At 64.7% G+C, this 20,642-nt stretch carries 21 protein-coding genes; 16 read left to right on the top strand and 5 right to left on the bottom strand.

Annotated features, from left to right (window positions below):
* Positions 1–17 precede the first annotated feature (17 nt).
* From RRU_RS09305 to RRU_RS09295, 3 genes are read left to right on the top strand one after another with little or no spacing between them, the layout of a single operon-like run.
* A complete protein-coding gene (locus RRU_RS09305) occupies positions 18–1,760 on the top strand; it encodes an ATP-binding cassette domain-containing protein (RefSeq protein ID WP_011389545.1) in 1,743 nt (580 codons plus the stop codon).
* On the top strand, positions 1,757–2,887 hold the full coding sequence (locus RRU_RS09300; RefSeq protein ID WP_011389544.1) for an ABC transporter permease: 1,131 nt from the start codon (positions 1,757–1,759) through the stop codon (positions 2,885–2,887). The genes RRU_RS09305 and RRU_RS09300 overlap by 4 nt, the downstream gene beginning before the upstream one ends.
* Position 2,888: 1 nt before the next feature.
* Complete coding sequence (locus tag RRU_RS09295) at positions 2,889–4,004, top strand: ABC transporter permease (protein WP_011389543.1); 1,116 nt, start codon at positions 2,889–2,891, stop codon at positions 4,002–4,004.
* Positions 4,005–4,067: 63 nt separating this feature from the next.
* On the opposite strand, the gene RRU_RS09290 is transcribed toward RRU_RS09295, so the two are convergent.
* Both RRU_RS09290 and RRU_RS09285 read right to left on the bottom strand, forming a co-directional pair.
* On the bottom strand, positions 4,068–5,114 hold the full coding sequence (locus RRU_RS09290; protein ID WP_011389542.1) for a cytochrome-c peroxidase: 1,047 nt from the start codon (positions 5,112–5,114) through the stop codon (positions 4,068–4,070).
* A 143-nt stretch (positions 5,115–5,257) separates the two neighbouring features.
* Positions 5,258–5,695 (bottom strand): response regulator, encoded by a 438-nt coding sequence (locus RRU_RS09285; protein ID WP_011389541.1) that lies wholly within the window; start codon positions 5,693–5,695, stop codon positions 5,258–5,260.
* Between the two features lie 275 nt (positions 5,696–5,970).
* On the opposite strand from RRU_RS09285, the gene RRU_RS09280 reads away from it, so the two are divergent.
* Both RRU_RS09280 and ilvD read left to right on the top strand, forming a co-directional pair.
* Complete coding sequence (locus tag RRU_RS09280; protein ID WP_014626248.1) at positions 5,971–6,630, top strand: Crp/Fnr family transcriptional regulator; 660 nt, start codon at positions 5,971–5,973, stop codon at positions 6,628–6,630.
* Positions 6,631–6,737: 107 nt separating this feature from the next.
* On the top strand, positions 6,738–8,591 hold the full coding sequence (ilvD, locus tag RRU_RS09275; RefSeq protein WP_014626247.1) for a dihydroxy-acid dehydratase: 1,854 nt from the start codon (positions 6,738–6,740) through the stop codon (positions 8,589–8,591).
* Positions 8,592–8,774: 183 nt separating this feature from the next.
* On the opposite strand, the gene RRU_RS09270 is transcribed toward ilvD, so the two are convergent.
* Both RRU_RS09270 and RRU_RS09265 read right to left on the bottom strand, forming a co-directional pair.
* Positions 8,775–9,161, bottom strand: a complete 387-nt coding sequence (locus RRU_RS09270) for a DUF4870 family protein (protein ID WP_011389538.1) — start codon at positions 9,159–9,161, stop codon at positions 8,775–8,777.
* A 41-nt stretch (positions 9,162–9,202) separates the two neighbouring features.
* Complete coding sequence (locus RRU_RS09265; protein ID WP_011389537.1) at positions 9,203–10,003, bottom strand: exodeoxyribonuclease III; 801 nt, start codon at positions 10,001–10,003, stop codon at positions 9,203–9,205.
* A 46-nt stretch (positions 10,004–10,049) separates the two neighbouring features.
* On the opposite strand from RRU_RS09265, the gene RRU_RS09260 reads away from it, so the two are divergent.
* A complete protein-coding gene (locus RRU_RS09260) occupies positions 10,050–10,751 on the top strand; it encodes a hypothetical protein (RefSeq protein WP_011389536.1) in 702 nt (233 codons plus the stop codon).
* An 87-nt stretch (positions 10,752–10,838) separates the two neighbouring features.
* A complete protein-coding gene (locus RRU_RS09255; RefSeq protein WP_237703857.1) occupies positions 10,839–11,561 on the top strand; it encodes a superoxide dismutase family protein in 723 nt (240 codons plus the stop codon).
* A gap of 118 nt (positions 11,562–11,679) precedes the next feature.
* Here the strand turns inward: RRU_RS09255 and erpA are convergent, their stop codons facing one another.
* Positions 11,680–12,054 (bottom strand): iron-sulfur cluster insertion protein ErpA, encoded by a 375-nt coding sequence (erpA, locus tag RRU_RS09245; RefSeq protein WP_011389534.1) that lies wholly within the window; start codon positions 12,052–12,054, stop codon positions 11,680–11,682.
* 161 nt (positions 12,055–12,215) lie between these two features.
* On the opposite strand from erpA, the gene RRU_RS09240 reads away from it, so the two are divergent.
* From RRU_RS09240 to tatB, 9 genes are all read left to right on the top strand, one after another.
* Positions 12,216–13,412: a deoxyguanosinetriphosphate triphosphohydrolase gene (locus tag RRU_RS09240; RefSeq protein ID WP_011389533.1), complete on the top strand. Its 1,197-nt coding sequence runs from the start codon at positions 12,216–12,218 to the stop codon at positions 13,410–13,412.
* Positions 13,409–15,187 (top strand): arginine--tRNA ligase, encoded by a 1,779-nt coding sequence (argS, locus tag RRU_RS09235; RefSeq protein WP_011389532.1) that lies wholly within the window; start codon positions 13,409–13,411, stop codon positions 15,185–15,187. The genes RRU_RS09240 and argS overlap by 4 nt, the downstream gene beginning before the upstream one ends.
* The gene (locus RRU_RS20010; RefSeq protein ID WP_011389531.1) at positions 15,187–16,257 is read left to right on the top strand and encodes an SPOR domain-containing protein; all 1,071 of its coding nucleotides are present in this window, start codon (positions 15,187–15,189) and stop codon (positions 16,255–16,257) included. The genes argS and RRU_RS20010 overlap by 1 nt, the downstream gene beginning before the upstream one ends.
* A complete protein-coding gene (gene nagZ, locus RRU_RS09225; RefSeq protein ID WP_011389530.1) occupies positions 16,247–17,266 on the top strand; it encodes a beta-N-acetylhexosaminidase in 1,020 nt (339 codons plus the stop codon). The genes RRU_RS20010 and nagZ overlap by 11 nt, the downstream gene beginning before the upstream one ends.
* 8 nt (positions 17,267–17,274) lie before the next feature.
* A complete protein-coding gene (locus RRU_RS09220; protein ID WP_011389529.1) occupies positions 17,275–17,961 on the top strand; it encodes a site-2 protease family protein in 687 nt (228 codons plus the stop codon).
* A 20-nt stretch (positions 17,962–17,981) separates the two neighbouring features.
* Positions 17,982–18,794, top strand: a complete 813-nt coding sequence (locus RRU_RS09215) for a segregation and condensation protein A (RefSeq protein ID WP_011389528.1) — start codon at positions 17,982–17,984, stop codon at positions 18,792–18,794.
* Entirely contained in the window at positions 18,791–19,510 is a 720-nt protein-coding gene (gene scpB / locus RRU_RS09210) for an SMC-Scp complex subunit ScpB (protein WP_011389527.1), read from the top strand. Before RRU_RS09215 ends, scpB begins: the two co-directional genes overlap by 4 nt.
* Before the next feature lie 273 nt (positions 19,511–19,783).
* Complete coding sequence (locus tag RRU_RS09205) at positions 19,784–20,074, top strand: twin-arginine translocase TatA/TatE family subunit (RefSeq protein WP_011389526.1); 291 nt, start codon at positions 19,784–19,786, stop codon at positions 20,072–20,074.
* A 76-nt stretch (positions 20,075–20,150) separates the two neighbouring features.
* Positions 20,151–20,603 (top strand): Sec-independent protein translocase protein TatB, encoded by a 453-nt coding sequence (gene tatB / locus RRU_RS09200; RefSeq protein ID WP_011389525.1) that lies wholly within the window; start codon positions 20,151–20,153, stop codon positions 20,601–20,603.
* Positions 20,604–20,642 lie beyond the last annotated feature (39 nt).

The following is a 20,642-nucleotide window of genomic DNA, read 5'->3' as shown; positions in this document are numbered from 1 at the left end:
TTGGCGGAGACTGTGCCATGTCCGAGGACTGCATTCGCCTTTCCGATGTCAGCAAGCGCTTTGGGTCGGCGGCGCCGGCGCTTGATCACCTGTCGGGCCGGGTCGGCGGCGGCGAAATCACCGGTCTGGTCGGTCCCGATGGCGCGGGCAAAACCACCTTACTGCGCCTGATGACCGGCCTTATGGTGCCCGATTCCGGGTCGATCGAAGTTTTAGGCTTCGATACCCGACGCGAGCCGGCCGGACTCCAAGCCCAGATCGGCTATATGCCCCAAAGATTCGGGCTTTACGAGGATTTGTCCGTCCAGGAAAACCTCGATCTTTACGCCGATATGCGCGGCCTTGCCTTGGTCGACCGTCCGGCGGCCTTTGCCGAGCTTCTTCGCTTTACCGATCTCGCGCGCTTTACCGGTCGCTTGGCGGGCAAATTGTCGGGCGGGATGAAGCAAAAACTTGGATTGGCCTGCGCGCTGCTGAAAAAGCCCCGCTTGCTGCTTCTTGATGAGCCGGGCGTCGGCGTCGATCCGATTTCACGGCGCGATCTGTGGGCGATGGTCAGGGATCTCACCAAGGACGGCACCGGCGTGGTCTGGTCGACGGCTTATCTTGAGGAGGCCGAAGCCTGCGACCGGGTTTTGCTGCTCAACGGCGGAAAGCTGTTGTTTGCCGGACCACCCGCGGACATGAGGGAGCGGGTCACGGGACGGGTGTTCAAGATCACCGGGATCAGCGGGCGGCGGCGGCCGATCCTCGCCCGGCTGCTCGAGCGCTCCGAGGTGATGGATGGTGTTATTCAAGGCGAGGCGATGCGCATCGTCGTCGGCCCCGGAGACAGGCCGGCGGCCCTGATCGACAGGGCGATCGCCGGGCTTGACGCCGGGGCCCTCAGCGCCAAGCCGACCAGCCCCCGCTTCGAGGATGCCTTTGTCGACATGCTTGGCGGTGGGCCGGGCGGGCGATCGAAGCTGGCCGAGGTGGCGCGCACCCTTGATACCACCGACCCCAAGCCGGTGATCGAGGCCCATGGCCTGACCAAGCGCTTTGGCGATTTCACGGCGGCCGACGACATCACCTTCGCCATTCCGCGCGGTCAGATTTTCGGACTGCTTGGACCCAATGGCGCGGGAAAATCGACCACGTTCAAGATGCTCTGCGGCCTGTTGAAGCCGACGGCGGGGGAGGGCCGGGTCTCGGGCTATGATTTGCGCCGCGAGAGCGCCCAGGCGCGCAATCAATTGGGCTATATGGCGCAGAAGTTCTCGCTTTATGGCGATCTTAGCGTTGCCCAGAACCTGGAGTTCTTCGCCGGGGTCTATGGTCTGGCCGGCGCCCACAAGACTGAGCGCATCGCCCTTTTGGGCGAGGTCTTCGATTTCGGACCTTATGGCGCGATGTCGGCCAAGGACCTTCCTTTGGGGATCAAGCAACGCTTGGCCCTGGCCTGCGCGGTGATCCACGAACCCGCCGCCCTGTTCCTTGATGAGCCGACCTCGGGGGTCGATCCGATCACCCGGCGGGAATTCTGGACCCATATCAACGCCTTGGTCGAAAAGGGCATCACCGTGCTGGTCACCACCCATTTCATGGACGAGGCCGAGTATTGCGACCGCATCGCCTTGATCTACCATGGCCGCTCCATCGCGCTTGGATCCCCGGGGGCATTGAAGGCGCGGGTCGCCACGCCCGAGGCGCCCGACCCGACGATGGAGGACGCCTTCATCGCCCTGATCGGCGCCTCGGGGGCGGGGGGGCAATCATGAGCCTTCGCGGGTCTCTGGGACGCCGGCGCTTCCTTGCCCTGGTGCGCAAGGAGGTGTTTCAGATCCTGCGCGATCCAAGCAGCATCCTGATCGCCTTCGTCCTGCCTTTCATTCTGATCTTTCTCTTCGGCTTCGCCGTTTCGCTTGATGCCAAGCGGACGAAGATCGGGCTGGTGGTCGAAAGCCCGACCCCTCTGACCCAGGATCTGGCCGCCAGTTTTCAAGGATCGCGCTATTTCGAGGTCACCCGGGGGTATGACCGCCGCCCCTTTGAAGACGATCTGGTCGCCGGTCGGCTGAAGGGCATCGTGGTGATCCCGGCGACCTTCGCGGCCGATCAGGCGACGCAGGCGCGGCCCGCCCTTCAGGTCATCGTCGACGGCTCCGATCCCAATACGGCGAATTTCGTTCAGAACTACGCCAAAGGCGTCGTCGAGACCTGGAGCCGGATAAGCGCCGGCGACGCCAAGGCCGCCGCTCCGGCCATCGCCATCGAACAGCGCTACTGGTTCAATCCCGAACTGGAAAGCCGCAACTTCCTGGTTCCGGGATCAATCGTCATCGTCATGACCCTGGTTGGCACCTTGTTGACCTCCCTGGTCGTCGCCCGCGAGTGGGAACGCGGAACAATGGAGGCGATGATGGCGACGCCGGTCACCGCCTTGGAGTTATTGGTGGGAAAGGTGCTGCCCTATTTTTTCCTGGGGCTGATTTCGATGACGCTTTGCGTCTTGCTGGCCGTTTTCGCCTTCGGTGTGCCGTTCCGCGGCTCGGTGCTGGCGCTTTATATGATCTCGGCGATCTTTCTGCTGCCGGCCCTTGGCCAGGGGTTGGTGATTTCGGCGGTGACGAAGAACCAGTTTCTCGCCTCGCAGTTGGCGCTGATCTCGGCTTTCCTGCCGTCGTTCATGCTTTCGGGATTTCTGTTCGAAATCGACTCCATGCCGCGACTGATCCAGGCGATCACTACGATCGTCGCCGCGCGCTATGTGATTCCCAGCCTGCAGACGGTGTTTCTCGCCGGGGATATCTGGCCGATGTTTCTACAAAATATCGCGATCACCTTGGGGATCGGGGCGGTGTTTTTTGCCCTTGCCCTGGTCAATACCCGCAAGAGGATTGGTTGAGATGGGCGGAGGAACGCGGCTCAAAGCGTTGATCGTCAAGGAATTCCTGGCGATTTTGCGCGATCCGAAAGGTCGGATGATCCTGATCGTCCCGCCGCTGCTCCAGCTTTTCGTCTTTTCCTATGCGACGACTTTGGAGGTCAAGAACGCCGATATCATTCTGCTGAACCGGGATTCTGGCGGCTGGGGATGGGAGCTGGTTCAGCGCCTCGACGGAACGCCGACGATCGGGCGCATTCTCATCACGGGGGATCCGGCGCAGGTGCGCGCCGCGATCGATGGGCAACGGGTTCTGGCGGCCGTTGAAATCGGACCCGCGTTCTCGCGCGATATCGAAGCCGGTCGACCGGCAACGGTGCAGATCCTTCTCGATGGTCGGCGCTCGAACGCCGCGCAGATCGTGGCCGGCTATCTCAATCAGATCGTGGCTGATCTCGCCGCCGAAACCCCGCGCGGCCGACGGACGGAGGCGAAGGCGCCCACCGTTATCGCCCGCAGTTGGTTCAATCCCAACCTGCTTTCCCAATGGGCGATGGTGCCCGGGCTGGTCGCCATTATCGCCCTGCTGACCGGGCTGGTGGTCACGGCGCTCTCGATCGCCCGCGAACGGGAATTCGGCACCTTCGATCAGCTTATGGTCTCGCCCTTGCGGACCCACGAGATTCTGGCGGGGAAGATGATCCCGCCCATCCTCATCGGTTTGGCCCATATCACGGCTTTTCTGGTGGTTTCGATTTTCGTTTTCGAGATTCCGTTTCGCGGTTCACTTTTTGTTCTTTATGGCAGTTCGGTTGTCTATCTGGCGGCGGTCGTCGGGCTTGGTCTGTTCATCTCGGCGCTGTCCATGACCCAGCAGCAAGCGATCCTTGGGGCTTTTATGCTGATGGTGCCGATGGTCTTGTTGTCGGGGTTCGCCTCGCCAATCGACAACATGCCCGAATGGCTCCAGCCGCTGACCCGGCTTGATCCGCTGCGCTATTATCTGGTGATCGTCAAAGGGCTGTTCTTAAAGGATCTGGCTTTGACCGAGGTGATCGCCAATGTCGTTCCTTTGGCGGCCATCGCCGTGGTCACCCTGGGCGCCGCCGCCTGGCTCTTTCGTCGTCGGATGGAATAGGCGAAGGCGGCCCACGGGGGCCGCCTTGCTTTGCTATCCGTCGATTAAGAGCGGGATGGCGTCTTACATGCCTTCGGGCTTGGGCGTTTCGCGGGTGCTGACGGGCAGGATCGGATACTCCACCTTGGGCATGACGCCGGTGAGGGTGGTCAGGAAGGCGGTGATCGCCTTCACGTCGGACTCGCTCAGGGTTTCGCCAAGCTGGGACGATCCCATCACCGCCACCGCCTGCTCGAGATCCCACACCTTGCCCGAATGGAAGTAGGGGGCGGTGAGGGCGATGTTGCGCAAGGGGCCGGCGCGGAAGACATATTCCTCGGTGGCCGTCTTGGTCACGGCGAAGCGGCCCTTGTCGGCGACGGGCAGGATATCGGCGCCCGGCTGTTCGACCACGCCGAACGGATAATAGCCGTTGCCGCCAATGTTGACGCCGTTGTGACAGGCCGCGCAGCCCTTATCGAGGAACAGCGACAGCCCGGCGGTTTCCAGCTTGGTCATGCTGGCGTCGTCGCCGGCGAGCCATTTGTCGAACTTGCTGTCGGGGGTGATCAGCGTGGCTTCGTAGATCTCGATCGCCTTGGCCATGTTGTCGAAGCTGACCGGATCGGGATCGTCGCGGAAGGCCGCTTTGAAGTCGGCGACGTATTCGGGCATCGACTTCAAGGTGGCGACGACGCGTTCGGGCGTGCTGGCCATCTCGACGCCGGCCTGCACGGGGCCCTTGGCCTGGGTGCGCAGGTCTTCGGCGCGGCCGTCCCAGAACTGGGCGATGTTGAACACGGCGTTCAGAACGGTCGGCGCGTTGCGCGGTCCCTTTTGCCAGCCGTGGCCGATCGAGGTTTCAAGATTGTCATCCCCGCCCATGCCCAGGTTGTGGCAGGTGTTGCAGGAGATGAGGCCGCTGCGCGACAGGCGCGGATCGAAGAAAAGCTTGCGGCCAAGCTCGATGCGGGCCGGGGTGATGGCGTTCCCCTTGATTTCGGGAACCGACGTCGGGATGACCTCGAAGACCTCTTTGGCCTTGGCCCGCAGATCATCGGCGGCGAAGGCCGGGCCGGCCACGGCGAGGGTCAGGGCGCAAGCCGCCGTGATCCTTAAAAGACGCTGCATAATGGAAGCTCCTCCTCGAGCGCTTTGGGACCGCCCGAAACAGCATCGTCAGAGCCTTCAGGCGGTCCCGCAACAATATTGGAATTGCTCTAGGAAGCGCTTTGACCTTAATCAAAATAAGGGGATGAGACTCGGTCTTTTCATTATTCCAAGGTGGTGCCGGCGGCCGGAAGCAGGTGGGGACGGCCCCGGAGCAAGAGCAGGAGGGTGGCCTTCAAGGTGGTGGGGACGAAGGGCTTTTCGATCCGCGGCGCCGTCGCATGACGGAAGGGAATGCCTTTACCAAATCCGTCGTAATCCGATACCCCGGTAATAAAAAGATATGGAATTGACCGGACAAGAAGAGTATCGGCAACGGGCAAGCTGGTCGCTCCGCGTTCCAAGACGTAATCAAGCACCGCCAGGGCGATCGGCTGGGTCTCAAGAATGCTCAATGCTTGAGAAGCGCTTGTGGCATTGTGAATGGACACGTAGCCAAGATCGGTGAATGTTTCGCAGAGGTCGAGACCGATGATAGGATCATCTTCGACCACCAGAACGGCGGGCGGTTTGGAAGGGGGACGGGGGATCGAAGGAAACATGGACGTCCTGGAGCCTGGAGACTGGAAAAATCTTTGGAGGCCGACAGGGATCCAAAGAAGAAGTCAGCCATGCTGAGCCCAATTTTCGATGCCGACATTAAACTAAGACATAAAAAATCAAGAATTTCCCAGGAGGACGCCCGGTGTTGACACCCACGGAAGACGGGGAGCTGAAGACCGCCCTAAAAAAGCCGATACGATCTTTCGTATCTACTTCTTGCGAAACGTGCCCCTTGCGAAAGCTATCTTCGGTTCGCGCCTTTTCCGAGGAGGAAATGTCGTTTATCAAGGGCTTCAAGGTTGCCGATCAGGAACTTTCCGCCGGCACCACCCTGTTACACGAGGGCGAGAACAGCGCTTTCGTCTATACGGTGAGAAGCGGCTGGGCGATCCGCTATAAGCTTTTGGAGGATGGTCGCCGGCAAGTCCTCAATTTCGTGCTGCCGGGCGATCTGATCGGCCTGCAGGCCAGCTTGTTTTCCGAGATGGAGCATTCGGTGGAAACGTTGACGCCGGTGGGCGTGTGCTGTTTTCCCCGTGAGCGCTTCCTTGAGCTTGCCCAGGAGGGCGCCGGTCTGGCCTTCGACGTGATCTGGTTGACGGCGCGCGAGGAGCAGGCGATCAGCGAGCACTTGCTTTCGGTCGGCCAGCGCACCGCCCTCGAACGGGTGGCCTATGTGCTGCTTTATCTCCATGACCGTCTGGCCCTTCTGGAAAAGGTGCGGGACGGCGCCTTCGAAGCGCCGTTCAGCCAGCAGCTTTTGGCCGATGTCTTGGGGTTGTCGCTGGTTCATACCAACAAGACCCTGCGCAAGCTGGTGGACCGCGGCTTCGTTCGCTGGACCCAGGGCACCATCCACCTTGTCAATCTCGCCGACCTGCGCGAGTTGGCCTGCTATCCGCGCCGCCGGCCGCAAAGACGGCCGTTCCTGTAAGGCGGCCGGGGCGTCTTCGTACTTTGACCACCCGGGGTCGGCGGAGTAGAGTCGCCCTCCCCGACGGTCGGGGATTTTTTCGGGTGATCAAGACAGGCTCAAGGCAAATGACCCCATACCGTTCCCGCACATCAACCCACGGGCGCACGATGGCCGGTGCCCGTGGCCTTTGGCGCGCCACTGGCATGAAGGACGAGGATTTCGGCAAGCCGATCATCGCCATCGCCAATTCCTTCACCCAATTCGTGCCCGGCCATGTCCACCTGAAGGACATGGGCCAATTGGTGGCCGCCGAGATTGCCGCCGCCGGTGGCGTGGCCAAGGAATTCAACACCATCGCCGTCGATGACGGCATCGCCATGGGCCATGACGGCATGCTCTATAGCCTGCCGTCGCGCGAACTGATCGCCGATGCGGTCGAATACATGGTCAACGCCCATTGCGCCGACGCCCTGGTGTGCATTTCCAATTGCGACAAGATCACCCCGGGCATGCTGATGGCGGCGATGCGCCTGAACATCCCGACCATCTTCGTCTCCGGCGGGCCGATGGAAGCGGGCAAGGTGGTGTTGGGCGGCACGGAACGCAGCGTCGATCTGATCGACGCCATGGTGGTCGCCGGCGATGCCAAGGTTTCGGATGCCGATGTCGAGACCATCGAGCGCTCGGCCTGTCCGACCTGCGGCTCGTGTTCGGGAATGTTCACCGCCAATTCGATGAACTGCCTGACCGAGGCCCTGGGGCTGTCGCTGCCGGGCAATGGCAGCGCCCTGGCCACCCATGTGGCGCGGCGCGGGCTGTTCGAGGAGGCCGGACGGCGCATCGTCGATCTGGCCAAGCGACGCTATGAGCACGACGACGAAAGCACCCTGCCGCGCGCCATCGCCTCGTTCAAGGCCTTTGAAAACGCCATGAGCGTCGATATCGCCATGGGCGGGTCGACCAATACGGTGCTCCACCTGCTCGCCGCCGCCCAGGAGGGCGAGGTGCCCTTCACCATGGCCGATATCGACCGGCTGTCGCGGCGCATTCCCCATCTGTGCAAGGTTTCGCCAAGCACGGCCGACTTCTATATGGAGGATGTTCACCGCGCCGGCGGCGTCATGGGCATCATGGGCGAGTTGTCGCGGGCCGGCCTGCTCCATGAGGACCTGCCGACGGTGCATACGCCGACGCTGAAGGCGGCGCTTGATCACTGGGATATCCGGCGGCCGGTCGACGACGCGGTGCGCGCCTTCTTTCGGGCGGCGCCCGGCGGCGTGCGCACCGTCGTGCCGTTTTCCACCGACCGCCTGTGGGACAGCCTGGACGATGACCGCGAGACCGGCTGCATCCGCGATCTCGACCACGCCTATTCCCGCGATGGCGGGCTGGCCGTGCTCTATGGCAATCTGGCGCCCAACGGCTGCATCGTGAAAACCGCCGGAGTCGACGCCTCGATCCTCACCTTCACAGGCACCGTCCGCCTCTGCGAAAGCCAGGACGAGGCGGTGGCGCGTATTCTCGGCGGCGAAATTCAGGCCGGCGACGTCGTGCTGGTGCGCTATGAGGGTCCCAAGGGCGGCCCGGGCATGCAGGAAATGCTTTATCCCACCAGCTATCTGAAGTCGCGCGGCCTGGGCAAGGTCTGCGCCCTGGTCACCGATGGCCGTTTCTCGGGCGGCAGCTCGGGCCTGTCGATCGGCCATGTCTCGCCGGAAGCCGCCGCTGGCGGGCCGATCGGTCTGGTCGAGGAGGGGGATATCATCGTCATCGATATCCCGGCGCGCAGCATTGTCGTCGACCTGTCCGACGAGGAGCTGGCGGCGCGGCGAAGCGCCATGGAGGCGCGGGGACGCGCGGGATGGAAGCCGGCCAAACCGCGCAAGCGGGCGGTCTCTCCGGCCCTGCGCGCCTATGCGGCCCTGACCACCAGCGCCGATCGCGGCGCCGTCCGCGACGTGTCGCAGGTCGAGCGCTAAATCTTAAAAAAACGTCCCACAAAAAACGCCCTCCGAAGCGATTCGGAGGGCGTTTTGTTATTCTGGTCATCGAAGAAAGAACCCGAAGAGGCGGGTTTGCCTATAGCATCGTGGCCATAAACACCGGGACTATCCGCTTCACCCCCACGAACAGTCCCGGCGGCGCAGAATTCGCGTGATGCCTTAGTACAGCTCGCGCGGCTTATCGATCGCCTTGTCTTCATTGAAGAGCAAGAAGCCCTTCAGCACCCGGTAGATGAAGTAGGCGGCGGCGACGATAATGAAGAACGAACCGACCTTGACGGCGATCATGATGATGCCGAAAGCCAGAGCACCGGCGGTGAACACGAAGGTGCGGAGAAGCCATTCGATGTGGCTCTCATAAACCGTTCCAACAAACTCCTCGCGCCGATGATAGGCGAGAATCGCGCCGATCACCGCGAAGGGGAAGCTGAGGATGAACATCCCGAGGGCGAACAGGATGTAAATGAGGTTTACGACCTTGCGGGTCTGCTCCGAAGCGGGCTTCACGGTGGCGGTCGGGTTTTTAGGAGTGGGAAACTCTGTCATGGTCACGTCCCCATGGTTGCTAATCCACATATCTTAACCGGTTATAGCTCGAGCGTCACCCAAGACGGTGCATGATCGCTCGACTTAGCGTGTCCGCGGGTGGCGCGATCGACGCCAGCGGCGCTCAAACGGTCCGCCGCTGCCGGATTAAGCAGCAGATGATCGATGCGCAGGCCGTGATCCTTTTGCCAAGCGCCGGCTTGATAATCCCAAAAGGTGAAAAGCGGCGCCCCGGGGTTCAGGGCGCGCAGGGCATCGGTATAGCCAAGGAAGACAAGGGCGCGGAAGCGTTGCCGGGTTTCCGGGCGGCACAGGGCGTCATTGGCCCAGCCGGCGGGGTCATAAACGTCGAGATCGTCCGGACAGACGTTGAAATCGCCCCCGAGTATAACGGGTGTATCGGGGAAGTCGCGCATAAGATGTGTCGCGCGGACGATCAGCCGATCCATCCAGGCCAGCTTGTAGCCGAACTTGCGGTCCTCCTCGACCGGATTGCCATTGGGCAGATACAGGCAGCAGACCCGGAAGCGGCCATCGACCACGGCTTCCAGGTAGCGGGCCTGATCATCGTCCTCGGCCGGGGCGCCATCGAGTCCCGGCAGGCGGGCGGTGACCTCGCTCAGCGGCAGGCGCGACAGAATGGCCACGCCATTATAGGCTTTCTGGCCATGGACGGCGAGTCGGTAGCCCAGGGCCTCGATCTCGGCGCGGGGAAAGGCCTCGTCCAGGCATTTGATCTCCTGGAGCAAGGCGACGTCGGGAGAGCGTGTTCCCAGCCAGTCGAGCAGGTTGGGCAGGCGGGCCTTGACGCTGTTGACGTTGAAGGTGGCGATACTCACCATACGGACGGACTCCGAACCATAGTCCATGAACAAAGGAAACCGGCGGATGGCCCTTCTTACCACGGTGGGGCGGCGCGCGCTGCGGATGGTCGTGCCGGTCCTGGCGGTTTTCTGGGCCCTGGCCCCGCCGCAGGCCCTGGCCGCCGGCGACTGCGCGCCGGCCAGTGAGCAGCCCAAGGTGGTTTTAGTGTCGGGGTTTGGTCCCGTTCGCCAGAATTTCACCCGATCGGGCGAGGATCTGGCCGCCTTGCTGCGCCAAAGGGCGGGGGCCGCCGGCCGGCCGGTCGGCCATACGGTGGGGCTGACCGATACGCGACTCGATTACCAATACAGCACCAGGGTGCGCGCCGTGCCGATCGCCGAAGGCGGCGTCTGCGCCTATTTGTTGGAGCTGTCGATTCGCCTGCGTTATCCGCTGATTACCGTCTATGTCGCCCGCGAGTATCGCCGCGACAGCTGCCCCTTTCGCACGGCGCTCGAGCACGAATACGGCCATGTCGCGCGCTATCGCCAAGGCTACGAGGGGTTCTTGCCGGTGATCAAAGCCGCCGCCCTGCAGGCCATCGCCCTTAACAATCCCCTGCGCGTCGCCTCGATGGCCCAGGCGCGCGAGGCCCATGTCGAACGCCTGCGGGCGGTGTTCGACCCCTTGCTTGAAACCTTCAACGCCGAGCAACGCCGGCGCAATCTTGATCTGGACACCCCGGAGAATTACGCCCGGGAACGGGCGCGATGCCCGGATTGGTAAGGGCGACTGAACCCAATGGCGTGTCAGCCGTTGGGGATGTGGTGGCCACAAGGGGCCCCCACACCCCAAGGGAAGGATACGACTCCCATGCCCAACCATCGTTTCCCCAGGCGCGTTCCCTTTGCCACCCTGGCCGTCTGCGGGGCGCTCGCCCTAAGCGCCTGCGCCCAGGGCAAAGGGGCGGGCCATCCCCCGCCACCGCCGGCCGACCCCATGATGGGAGCCGCACCGGGAACGCCGGTGGCTCCGCCCCCTCCCGGGATGGGCGGACCACCCGCTTATTCACCGCTTGGCGGACCGCCGATCACCTCGACGAGGCCGGCACCGCAGGCCGTGGCCATGCTGATCAACACCAAGGGCGAGACGATCGGCCATATTCAGGTGACGGAAATGGCTTCGGGCGGGGTTGGCATCGGCTTGGTGGCGACCGGCCTGACCCCGGGGGTTCATAGCTTCCATATCCATGACAAGGGCGTCTGTGATCGGGCGGTGACATTCGAGACCGCCGGCGGGCATTTCAACCCGACGGGCAAGGCCCATGGCTGGAACAACGCCGCCGGCCCCCATGCCGGGGACCTGCCCAATATCCTGGCCGATGGCCGGGGCAAGGCGACGGCCGGTGTTCTGACCCATGACGTGACCCTGCGTCCGGGGGTCGCCAACAGCCTGTTCGACGCCGACGGGTCGTCCTTCGTCATCCATTCCGGGCCCGATGATTACATCAGCCAGCCCGCCGGCAACGCCGGAAGCCGCGTCGCCTGCGGCGTGCTGGTCCACCACGTCGCCCTCAAGCCCCAGCCCAAACCCTAGTGTTTAGCCTGATCCGGGCCGCCGCTTAAATCGAGAACGAGGTCCCGCAGCCGCAGGTGCTGGTGGCATTGGGATTGCGAACGGTGAAGGCGCCCCCCTCGTTTAAAAGGGCCGCCGCTTAAATCGAGAACGAGGTCCCGCAGCCGCAGGTGCTGGTGGCGTTGGGATTGCGAACGGTGAAGGCGGCGGCCATCAGATCGTCGGTATAGTCGATCTCGGACCCGTGCAGCAGGTCGAGGGAGGCTTCGTCGATCACCACCCTTACGCCATGCTGCTCAAACAGCAGATCATCTTCGGCGGTGGTGCGCTCCAGGTCGAAGCCATAGGAAAATCCCGAGCAGCCGCCGCCCGAGACGGTGACCCGCAGCATCAGGGCGCTGTCGTTCTCGGCCTCCATCAAGGCGTGGATCCGCGCGGCGGCGGCGGCGGAAATGCGGATGTCGGCCGTCTCGGCGCCCGGGGACGGGGCGGCAGGGGGGGGCTGATCGGTCATCGGTCATCCTTTGGTGGCGAAGGCGGGGACTGGTTTGTTTATATGGGTTAGATAGGCGCGCGACGGCGCCGGCCGCAAGTCCGCCCTGTGGTCTGGTGTTTTGCCCAAGGCTGGAAAGCCTGTCGTTGCCTGATGGAGGAGGGAAGGCTACTTTCGCGCCCATGAGCATCTGGACCCCAAAATCCCCGAGTCTCGCGCCCTATGCCAGCGATCCGGCGACCAGCCGGGGCCGGCTTTACCCCGAAGCGTCGTCGCCGACGCGCTCGCCCCATCAGCGCGACCGCGATCGCGTGCTGCATTCGGCGGCCTTCCGCCGCCTGAAATACAAGACCCAGGTCTTCGTCAATTCGGTCGGCGAGAATTACCGCACCCGCCTGACCCATAGCCTGGAAGTCTCGCAGATCGCCCGCTCGGTCAGCCGGGTTCTTGGTCTCAACGAGGATCTGGCCGAGGCCCTGGCCCTGGCCCATGACCTGGGCCACACCTGCTTTGGCCATGCCGGCGAGGATGCGCTGAAGGACTGCATGGCGGCCTATGACGGCTTTGACCATAACGCCCAATCGCTGCGCATCGTCACCAAGCTGGAGCGGCGCTATGCCGAATTCGACGGCCTCAATCTGACCTGGGAAACCCTGGAGGGGCTGGTCAAGCACAACGGGCCGCTGATCCGCCCGGGGGAGGCGACGCTCCAGGACCTGCCCGCGGCCATCCTCGAGTATGTCGACCGCCATGACCTGGAGCTTTCGTCCTTCGCCGGACCCGAGGCCCAGGTGGCGGCATTGTCCGATGATATCGCCTATAACGCCCATGATCTGGACGATGGCCTGCGCGCCGGTCTGTTTCCCTTGGAGGCGGTGATCGAGGTCCCGCTGGTCGGCCCCTTGTTGCGCCACGTGCTTGATCGCTATCCCGGCATCGAACCGTCGCGGGCGATCCATGAAACGGTGCGCCGGGTGATCACCGCCATGGTCGATGACGTCTGCGCCGAAAGCGCCCGGCGGCTGGAGCGGCAAAACCCCGGGTCGGCGGCCGAAGTGCGGGCGCTGGATGCGCCGGTGATTGCCTTCAGCGAAGAAATGGCCCAAAAGGACGCCGGATTGAAAGGTTTCCTTTTCCCCACCCTTTATCGTCACTACCGGGTGAATCGGATGACCAGCAAGGCGCGGCGCGTCGTTCGCGAGATGTTCGGCCTGCTGGTCGAAGAGCCGATGCTGTTGCCCGATGACTGGCGCGCCCGCACCACCCGCCCGCACAGCCACAAAACCGCCCGTGTTGTTTGCGACTACATCGCCGGCATGACCGACCGCTTCGCGCTGGACGAACATGCCAGACTGTTTGATCCTTCGGTGAAACCATGAACGTTTTTCACGACATAAAAGAAACCGTCCTGGCGCAGGTCGCCGCCCTCCAGGCCGAGGGGCGCCTGCCCGAAGGCCTGGAGACCGGACGGGTGGCCGTGGAGCCGCCGCGCGAGGCCGCCCATGGCGACATGGCGACCAATGCCGCGATGGTTCTGGCCAAGCCCGCCGGTCTGGCGCCGCGCGCCGTCGCCGAGATGCTGGTTGAAAAGCTGGTCGGGGTCGATGGCATCGTCGCCGCCGAGACGGCCGGCCCGGGGTTCATCAATCTGCGTCTCGATCCAAAGATTTGGCGCAAGACCCTGAAGACGGTTCTCACCCTGGGCACGGCCTTTGGCGCGTCCACCATGGGGCGGGGCGCGGCGGTCAATGTCGAATTCGTTTCGGCCAATCCGACCGGCCCGATGCATGTCGGCCATGGGCGGGGCGCGGTGTTCGGCGATGCCCTGGCCGCCCTGCTGGTCAAGGCCGGCTGGGCGGTGACCCGGGAATATTATGTCAATGACGCCGGCGCCCAGGTCGATTCCCTGGCACGCGCCCTTTATGCCCGCTACCGGGTGGCGGTCGGCGATCTCGACGAGGCGGCCTTCGCCGCCATGCTGGCCGCCCGCGAGATCGAATACGGCGGCGATTATCTGGTGCCGGTGGCCGCCGATATCGCCCAAGCCGATGGCACGCGCTGGACGACGGTCGCCGAGAGCGACTGGCTGCCGGCCTTCCGCGCCATCGGCATCGAGCGCATGTTGGCGCTGATCAAGGAGGATCTGGCGGCGCTGGGCGTCGTCCATGATGTCTTCACCTCCGAGCAGGCGCTGGTGCGCGCCGGTCGGGTCGACGAGATGATGACCGATCTGGAAAGCCGCGATCTGGTCTATGTCGGCACCCTGGAGCCGCCCAAGGGCAAGACCCCCGATGATTGGGAGCCGCGCCCGCAGACCCTGTTCCGCGCCACCGGCTTTGGCGACGAGGTCGATCGCCCCTTGAAGAAATCCGATGGCAGCTGGACCTATTTCGCCAGCGACATCGCCTATCACCACGACAAGTTCAAACGCGGTTTCCTGGGCATGATCAACGTGCTGGGCGCCGATCATGGCGGTTATGTCAAACGGCTGAAGGCCGCCGTCAAGGCGGTGTCCAACGGCGAGGCCGAGCTCGACGTCAAGCTGGTGCAGTTGGTGAAGCTGCTTGATAACGGCGAGCCGGTGAAGATGTCCAAGCGCGCGGGCACCTTCATCACCCTGCGCGAGGTCGTTGACGAGGTCGGCAAGGATGTCGTCCGCTTCATCATGCTGACCCGCAAGAACGACGCGGCGCTGGATTTCGATTACGCCCGGGTGACCGAGAAGACCCGCGACAATCCGGTGTTCTATGTTCAATACGCCCATGCCCGGGCCTGTTCGGTGGCCCGCCACGCCGCCCAGACCTTTCCGGGGCGCGATCTGTCGGCCGCGGCCCTGGCGGCGACCGCCGATCTCGATCTGCTCGACGCCGACGAGGAAATGGCCATGGTCCGCCTGCTGGCGGGCTGGCCGCGACTGGTTGAAAGCGCCGCCGAGGCCCATGAACCCCATCGCGTGGCGTTCTATCTGGGCGAGGTGGCGGCGGCCTTCCATGGTTTGTGGAACCGTGGCAACGATAACGCCGAACTGAGATTCCTGCTGCCAACGGATGAAGCCCGCAGTTTGGCACGACTCGCGCTTGTCCAGGCGGTGGCGTCGGTGATAGCGTCTGGTCTCGAAATCTTCGGAGTTGAACCGGTAAAGGAGATGCGCTGATGGTGATTAGGCGCCGACGTCCTGACGGTGGGGAAGACGACATCGATCTTGACGAGCAGCTGCTCAATCTTCTCCCTGAGGAACTCCGGGACTCCGACGATTATTACCTTGAGGACGAGGATGAGCCCCCGCGTGGGCGCGGCGGCATGTTCGCCATCATCGGCGGCATTGCTTTTGGCGTGTTGGTCGCCGGTATCGCCGCCTGGTACCTGCTGGGCGGCGGATCGTCCGATACCGCCGGCACCCCCGCCGATCTTCCTTTGGTCAGCGCCGATCCGACGCCCTATAAGGCGCGGCCGGAAGAGCCGGGCGGCATGCAGGTCGAGAACCGCGACAAGCTGGTCTACAACCGGATCAGCGAGGACGAGGATCAGAAGACCGCCGACGCGACCACCGAAAAGCTGCTGCCCGATCCCGAGCAGCCGATGACGCCGCCCGTGGCGGTTCAGCCCGAGCCCGTGCCACAGCCGCAGGCCGTTTCGCCGGTGCCCGTGCAGCCGGTGCCGATGGAGCCCGTGCCATCCCCGGCGCCCGTCCAATCGGTGCAGCCGGTTCCGGTTCAGCCGGTGCCCATCCAGCCGGTCCCGGTTCAACCGGTCCCGGTTCAACCGGTGCCGACCCCGCCGGTTCAGGCCGCGCCGGTGCGCCCGGCTCCGCCGCCCGCCGTCGCCGCCGCGCCAAGCCAGCCGCGCGCCCCGGCGGCTGGTCAGCCGCAACCTTTGACCGCGCCGACGCCGGCGCCGGCCCGCCCGACGGCCAGCGCCCCGGCGGCCGCGGCCAATCAGACCGCCTCGCTGCCCACCATCCGTCCGGCCGCCGGCGGGACGGGGGTTGTCGTCCAGCTTGCCGCCCTGCGCTCGGCCGAAGCCGCCGAGGTCGCCTGGAAGGGGCTGGTCACCAAGCACCGCGACCTGTTGGGCTCGCTGACCCACGATGTGCAGAAGGCCGATCTCAAGGAAAAGGGCCTGTTCTTCCGCCTTCGCGCCGGTCCGGTATCGAGCGCGGCCGAAGCCAAATCCCTGTGTGACGCCCTTAAAAGCCGTAATCAGAGTTGTATCATTGTCCGTTAATCCCCCTCTGGCCGTTATTCTCGGCGTGTCCGGCCCCGCCCTTAGTCCGCGTGAAGTCGCTTTTTTCCGCGAGATCGATCCCTTCGGCTTCATCCTGTTCGGGCGCAATGTCGAAAGCCCCGATCAGGTCCGCGCCCTGACGGAGGCCCTGCGGGCCTGCGTCGGGCGCGATGATGCGCCGATCCTCATCGATCAGGAAGGCGGCCGGGTGCAGCGCCTGGGCCCGCCCCATTGGCGCAAGATCCCGCCGGCCGAAGACTTCGGCGCCCTCTATGGTCGGGACCGCGAAGCCGGGGTCGAGGCCGCGAGGCTGAACGCCCGGCTGATCGCCCACGAATTGCGGGGGCTGGGCATCGATACGGATTGCCTGCCGGTGCTTGATGTCCGCCAATCGGCGGCCGATGACATCGTGGGCGACCGGGCCTATTCCGACGATCCGGGCGTGGTCGCCGCCCTGGGCGCCGCCGTGGCGCAAGGCTTGCTGGCCGGCGGGGTTTTCCCGGTGATCAAGCATATTCCCGGCCATGGCCGCGCCCATGCCGATAGCCATCTGCGGCTGCCGGTGGTTGACAACCCGCTTGCCGAGCTTGACGCCAGCGATTTCCTGCCGTTCAAGGCCCTGGCCGATGCGCCCTTCGCCATGACCGCCCATATCCTTTACACCGCGATCGACGCCGGCGCTCCGGCGACGCTGTCGGCCGAGGTGGTGTCCCAGGTCATTCGCGGGGTCTGTGGCTTCACGGGCCTGCTGATGACCGATGACCTGTCGATGAAGGCCCTGGAGGGGCCGATGGAGGACCGCACCCGGCGTTCGTTCGCCGCCGGCTGCGATCTGGTTCTTCATTGCAACGGCGATCGGGTGGAGATGGACGGCGTGGCCCGCGCCGCCCGGGCCATGGACCTCGCCGGTCTGGCGCGCTGGCAGGGGGCGAAGGAGCGCCTTGGCCATCCCACCGCCGATTACGATGCCGGGGCCGATCTGGCACGCCTTCTCGAACTGATGGGCTGAGCGCGCCGATGGGTGACATGATCTTTGGCATTCTGACCTGGCTTCCCGGGCTGATCCTGGCCATCACCCTGCACGAGGCGGCGCATGGCTATGTCGCCTCGGCTTTGGGCGACCAGACGGCGCGGCTGCTGGGGCGGGTGACGCTCAATCCCATCCGCCATGTCGATCCCTTCGGCACCCTGGTGCTGCCGGGGCTGCTGTTTCTGGTCGGCGCCCCCTTCCTGTTCGGCTGGGCCAAGCCGGTTCCCGTCGATTATCGCAATCTGCGCCACCCTAAGCGCGATATGGCCTGGGTGGCGCTGGCCGGCCCGGGGATGAATATCTTCCTGGCGGTGGTTTCCGCCGCCGCCTTGCATGGGGCGTTGCTGCTGCCCGATCCGGCCGCCGACTGGCTGATCACCACCTTGCAGAAATCGGTGCTGATCAACTGCGTGCTGGCGGTGTTCAACATGATCCCGGTGCCGCCCTTGGATGGCGGCCGGGTGCTGGTCGGCATCTTGCCGATGCGGGCGGCGGTGGTGGTCGCCCGCATGGAACGGGTGGGGATGCTGGCGCTGATCGGGGTGATCTTCCTGCTTCCCCTGGCCTTGAGCCAGTTCGGGGTGGATTTCGATCCGTTCTCGCGGATCATCGGCCCGGTGGTGCGCGCCCTGCTGGGCGCCGTCTACACCACGGCCGGCATCCCGCTGTTCTGAGCGGGCGGGGCAGGGCCGTCATGGCCAGCGACGCCTTCCCAGAGGACCCCGCGCCCCCGGCGGCGGGGCGGAGCGCCGACGATCTGGTCCTCGATCTCGACGGCTTCGAGGGGCCGATCGACGTGCTGTTGACCCTGGCGCGCAGCCAGAAGGTCGATCTGACCAAGCTGTCGATCCTGCGTCTGGCCGAGCAATATCTGGCCTTCGTCGCCCGCGCCCGCCAGATCCACCTGGAACTGGCCGGCGATTATCTGGTGATGGCGGCATGGCTCGCCTATCTCAAGTCGCGGCTGCTGATCCCCGCGCCCAAAAACGAACAGGAGCCGAGCGGCGAGGATATGGCGGCGGCCTTGCAGTTCCACCTGCGCCGCCTGGAGGCCATGCAACGGGCCGGAACCACCCTGATGGCCCGGCCGCGCCTGGGGCGCGATGTCTTCGCCCGCGGCGCGCCCGAAGGGGTGGCAATGGTCACCCGCACGGCCTATCAGGCGGGTTTGTATGACCTGCTCCGCGCCTATGGCAAGGTGCGCCTCAGCCTTGAGCCGCCCCCGGTTCTGGCGATCGAGGCCTTCACCCTGTATAGCGTCGAGAACGCCATTCGCCGTATTGGCGCCCTGCTCGGCGGCTTGGCCGATTGGACGCCGATCCGTAATTTTCTGCCCCCGGGGTTGGAGGATCCGCTGGTCCGCCGCTCGGCGGTGGCGGCGACCTTCGTCGCCACCTTGGAACTGGCCAAGCAAGGCGTTCTCGACCTGCGCCAAGACGGTGGGGTTTATGCGCCGATCACCGTGCGGCCGGTGGCGGCGGGCAACAGGACAGGCGTGGCGCCATGAAACCGGATATCGACACGACGCTCCCCTTTGCCGAGGACGGAGCCGATTTCGCCCTGATCCGCCTGATCGAGGCCCTGTTGTTCGCCGCGCCCACCCCCTTGAGCGTGGCCGATCTGGCTTCGCGCCTGCCGGCGGGGGCCGATGTCGCGGCGCTTCTTGGGGCCTTGGCCGATCATTACCGCCAGCGCGGGGTGGTGCTGGTTGAAAGCGGCGGACGCTGGGCCTTTCGCACGGCGGCCGATCTGGCCGGCCAGCTGCGCCTGGAAACCACCGAACCGCGTCGCCTGTCGCGGGCGGCGATCGAGACCTTGGCGATCATCGCCTATCACCAGCCGGTGACCCGGGCCGATATCGAGGAGATCCGGGGCGTCGCCCTGTCCAAGGGCACGCTTGATCTTTTGCTCGAGGCCGGCTGGATCCACCCCTGTGGCCGCCGCCAGACCGCTGGACGACCGCTGACCTGGGGCACCACGGAGGGCTTCCTCGACCATTTCGGCCTGGGCTCGGTCGATGATCTGCCCGGGGTCGAGGATCTGAAGGCCGCCGGCCTGCTTGATCGCCGCCCGGCGCTGGCCGCCTATGGCACCCATGCCCGCGACGGCGATGATATCCTGGCCGATGTCGAGGACGAGGGCACGCTGACCGGACAGCCCGGACGGCGCGAAACCGACCAGCTCGACCTGCTGCGCCCGCCGCCCCGACGGCCGAGGGGCTAAAAGGCGGCCGATCTGGGAAAGCCCTATCCCAGCGAGCGAAGGGTGCTATCGTCGGCGGTTGGCTTTGGAGTCGAAAAACAACCCCTTGCCGCCGGTCTTGGCGTTGCGGGGCCGGGGGGTTTCTGCGATGATCCGGCGGCTTTTCGGGCCGGAGATGCCGGGCTTGCTTCCCCCAGTGCCGGGAGGAGCGTGGTATCGATTTTCTTAGCGGAGAAATCGCCAAAGCGCGGTTTCCACTGTTCCGCTCGTCGCTCTCGCCTTGGTGGAGGACTTATGGGTTTTTCAAGCATCTGGCATTGGATCATCGTTCTGGTCGTGGTTCTGCTGCTGTTCGGAGCGGGCAAGATTCCGCGGCTGATGGGCGATGTCGCCAAGGGCGTCAAGGCCTTCAAGAAAGGCATGGCGGACGATGAGGACGACGAGGCGGCCTCGGTTAGCGCCGAGCGTCGGGGGATCGAGGATGGCAAGCCCGCCCAGACCATTTATCCGCCCCAGCAGCCCCAACAGCCGCAGCAGCCGCCCCAGCAGCCGCCGGTCCACCGCGACGACGCTCCGCGGGGCTAAAGCCTTTCGCTTCCCAGTCTCTTCCCGCCGCGCCCGCGTGTGGGAGGAGACGGTCGTTTTGCAGTGGCGGTAGACCATGTTCGATCTCAGTTGGTCGGAAATAGCCCTTGTCGGTGTCGTGGCGCTTATCGTCATCGGCCCCAAGGATCTGCCCAATGTGCTGCGCACCGCCGGAAAATGGGTGCGCAAGATCCGTTCGTTGGGATCGGAATTCCAGCGGCAGATGGATGACGTGATGCGCGAGACCGGCGCCGAGGACGTGCGCCGTCAGGTCACGACCTTGGCGCGCACCGATGTCGGCCGCAAGATCGATCAAGCGATCGATCCCGATGGCAAGCTGGCCGCCAGCCTGTCGTCTGTCCCGCCGCCGTCCCCGGCCGGTCCCTTCGGGACGTCCCCGGCGGCCCCGCCGTCGCTTCCCCCGCAGGCGCCCGCGCAGCCGGTTCCGCCGGCCACCGGCGCCGCGCCGCCGTCCCCGTCGGCCGGGCCTGATCGACGGACCGACGGCTCCCTTCCGCCGCAAGACTAAAACCGGCCCCGGTTTCCCCGGGGCGGTCGTTTATCGAGG

The sequence above is a fragment of the Rhodospirillum rubrum ATCC 11170 genome (assembly GCF_000013085.1).
Classification (GTDB): Bacteria; Pseudomonadota; Alphaproteobacteria; order Rhodospirillales; family Rhodospirillaceae; genus Rhodospirillum; species Rhodospirillum rubrum.
This window is presented reverse-complemented; position numbering and strand designations above follow the sequence as displayed.

Bases quoted from the DNA above. Each gene is read 5' to 3' on its own strand.
- RRU_RS09270 (WP_011389538.1), bottom strand. From the start codon at position 9,161: ATGACAGAGTTTCCCACTCCTAAAAACCCGACCGCCACCGTGAAGCCC.
- RRU_RS09255 (WP_237703857.1), top strand. From the start codon at position 10,839: ATGCCCAACCATCGTTTCCCCAGGCGCGTTCCCTTTGCCACCCTGGCC.
- argS (WP_011389532.1), top strand. From the start codon at position 13,409: ATGAACGTTTTTCACGACATAAAAGAAACCGTCCTGGCGCAGGTCGCC.
- RRU_RS20010 (WP_011389531.1), top strand. From the start codon at position 15,187: ATGGTGATTAGGCGCCGACGTCCTGACGGTGGGGAAGACGACATCGAT.
- RRU_RS09240 (WP_011389533.1), top strand. From the start codon at position 12,216: ATGAGCATCTGGACCCCAAAATCCCCGAGTCTCGCGCCCTATGCCAGC.
- scpB (WP_011389527.1), top strand. From the start codon at position 18,791: ATGAAACCGGATATCGACACGACGCTCCCCTTTGCCGAGGACGGAGCC.
- RRU_RS09205 (WP_011389526.1), top strand. From the start codon at position 19,784: ATGGGTTTTTCAAGCATCTGGCATTGGATCATCGTTCTGGTCGTGGTT.
- RRU_RS09290 (WP_011389542.1), bottom strand. From the start codon at position 5,114: ATGCAGCGTCTTTTAAGGATCACGGCGGCTTGCGCCCTGACCCTCGCC.
- erpA (WP_011389534.1), bottom strand. From the start codon at position 12,054: ATGACCGATCAGCCCCCCCCTGCCGCCCCGTCCCCGGGCGCCGAGACG.
- RRU_RS09260 (WP_011389536.1), top strand. From the start codon at position 10,050: ATGGCCCTTCTTACCACGGTGGGGCGGCGCGCGCTGCGGATGGTCGTG.
- ilvD (WP_014626247.1), top strand. From the start codon at position 6,738: ATGACCCCATACCGTTCCCGCACATCAACCCACGGGCGCACGATGGCC.
- RRU_RS09295 (WP_011389543.1), top strand. From the start codon at position 2,889: ATGGGCGGAGGAACGCGGCTCAAAGCGTTGATCGTCAAGGAATTCCTG.
- RRU_RS09280 (WP_014626248.1), top strand. From the start codon at position 5,971: ATGTCGTTTATCAAGGGCTTCAAGGTTGCCGATCAGGAACTTTCCGCC.
- RRU_RS09305 (WP_011389545.1), top strand. From the start codon at position 18: ATGTCCGAGGACTGCATTCGCCTTTCCGATGTCAGCAAGCGCTTTGGG.
- RRU_RS09220 (WP_011389529.1), top strand. From the start codon at position 17,275: ATGGGTGACATGATCTTTGGCATTCTGACCTGGCTTCCCGGGCTGATC.
- RRU_RS09215 (WP_011389528.1), top strand. From the start codon at position 17,982: ATGGCCAGCGACGCCTTCCCAGAGGACCCCGCGCCCCCGGCGGCGGGG.
- RRU_RS09300 (WP_011389544.1), top strand. From the start codon at position 1,757: ATGAGCCTTCGCGGGTCTCTGGGACGCCGGCGCTTCCTTGCCCTGGTG.
- tatB (WP_011389525.1), top strand. From the start codon at position 20,151: ATGTTCGATCTCAGTTGGTCGGAAATAGCCCTTGTCGGTGTCGTGGCG.
- RRU_RS09265 (WP_011389537.1), bottom strand. From the start codon at position 10,003: ATGGTGAGTATCGCCACCTTCAACGTCAACAGCGTCAAGGCCCGCCTG.
- RRU_RS09285 (WP_011389541.1), bottom strand. From the start codon at position 5,695: ATGTTTCCTTCGATCCCCCGTCCCCCTTCCAAACCGCCCGCCGTTCTG.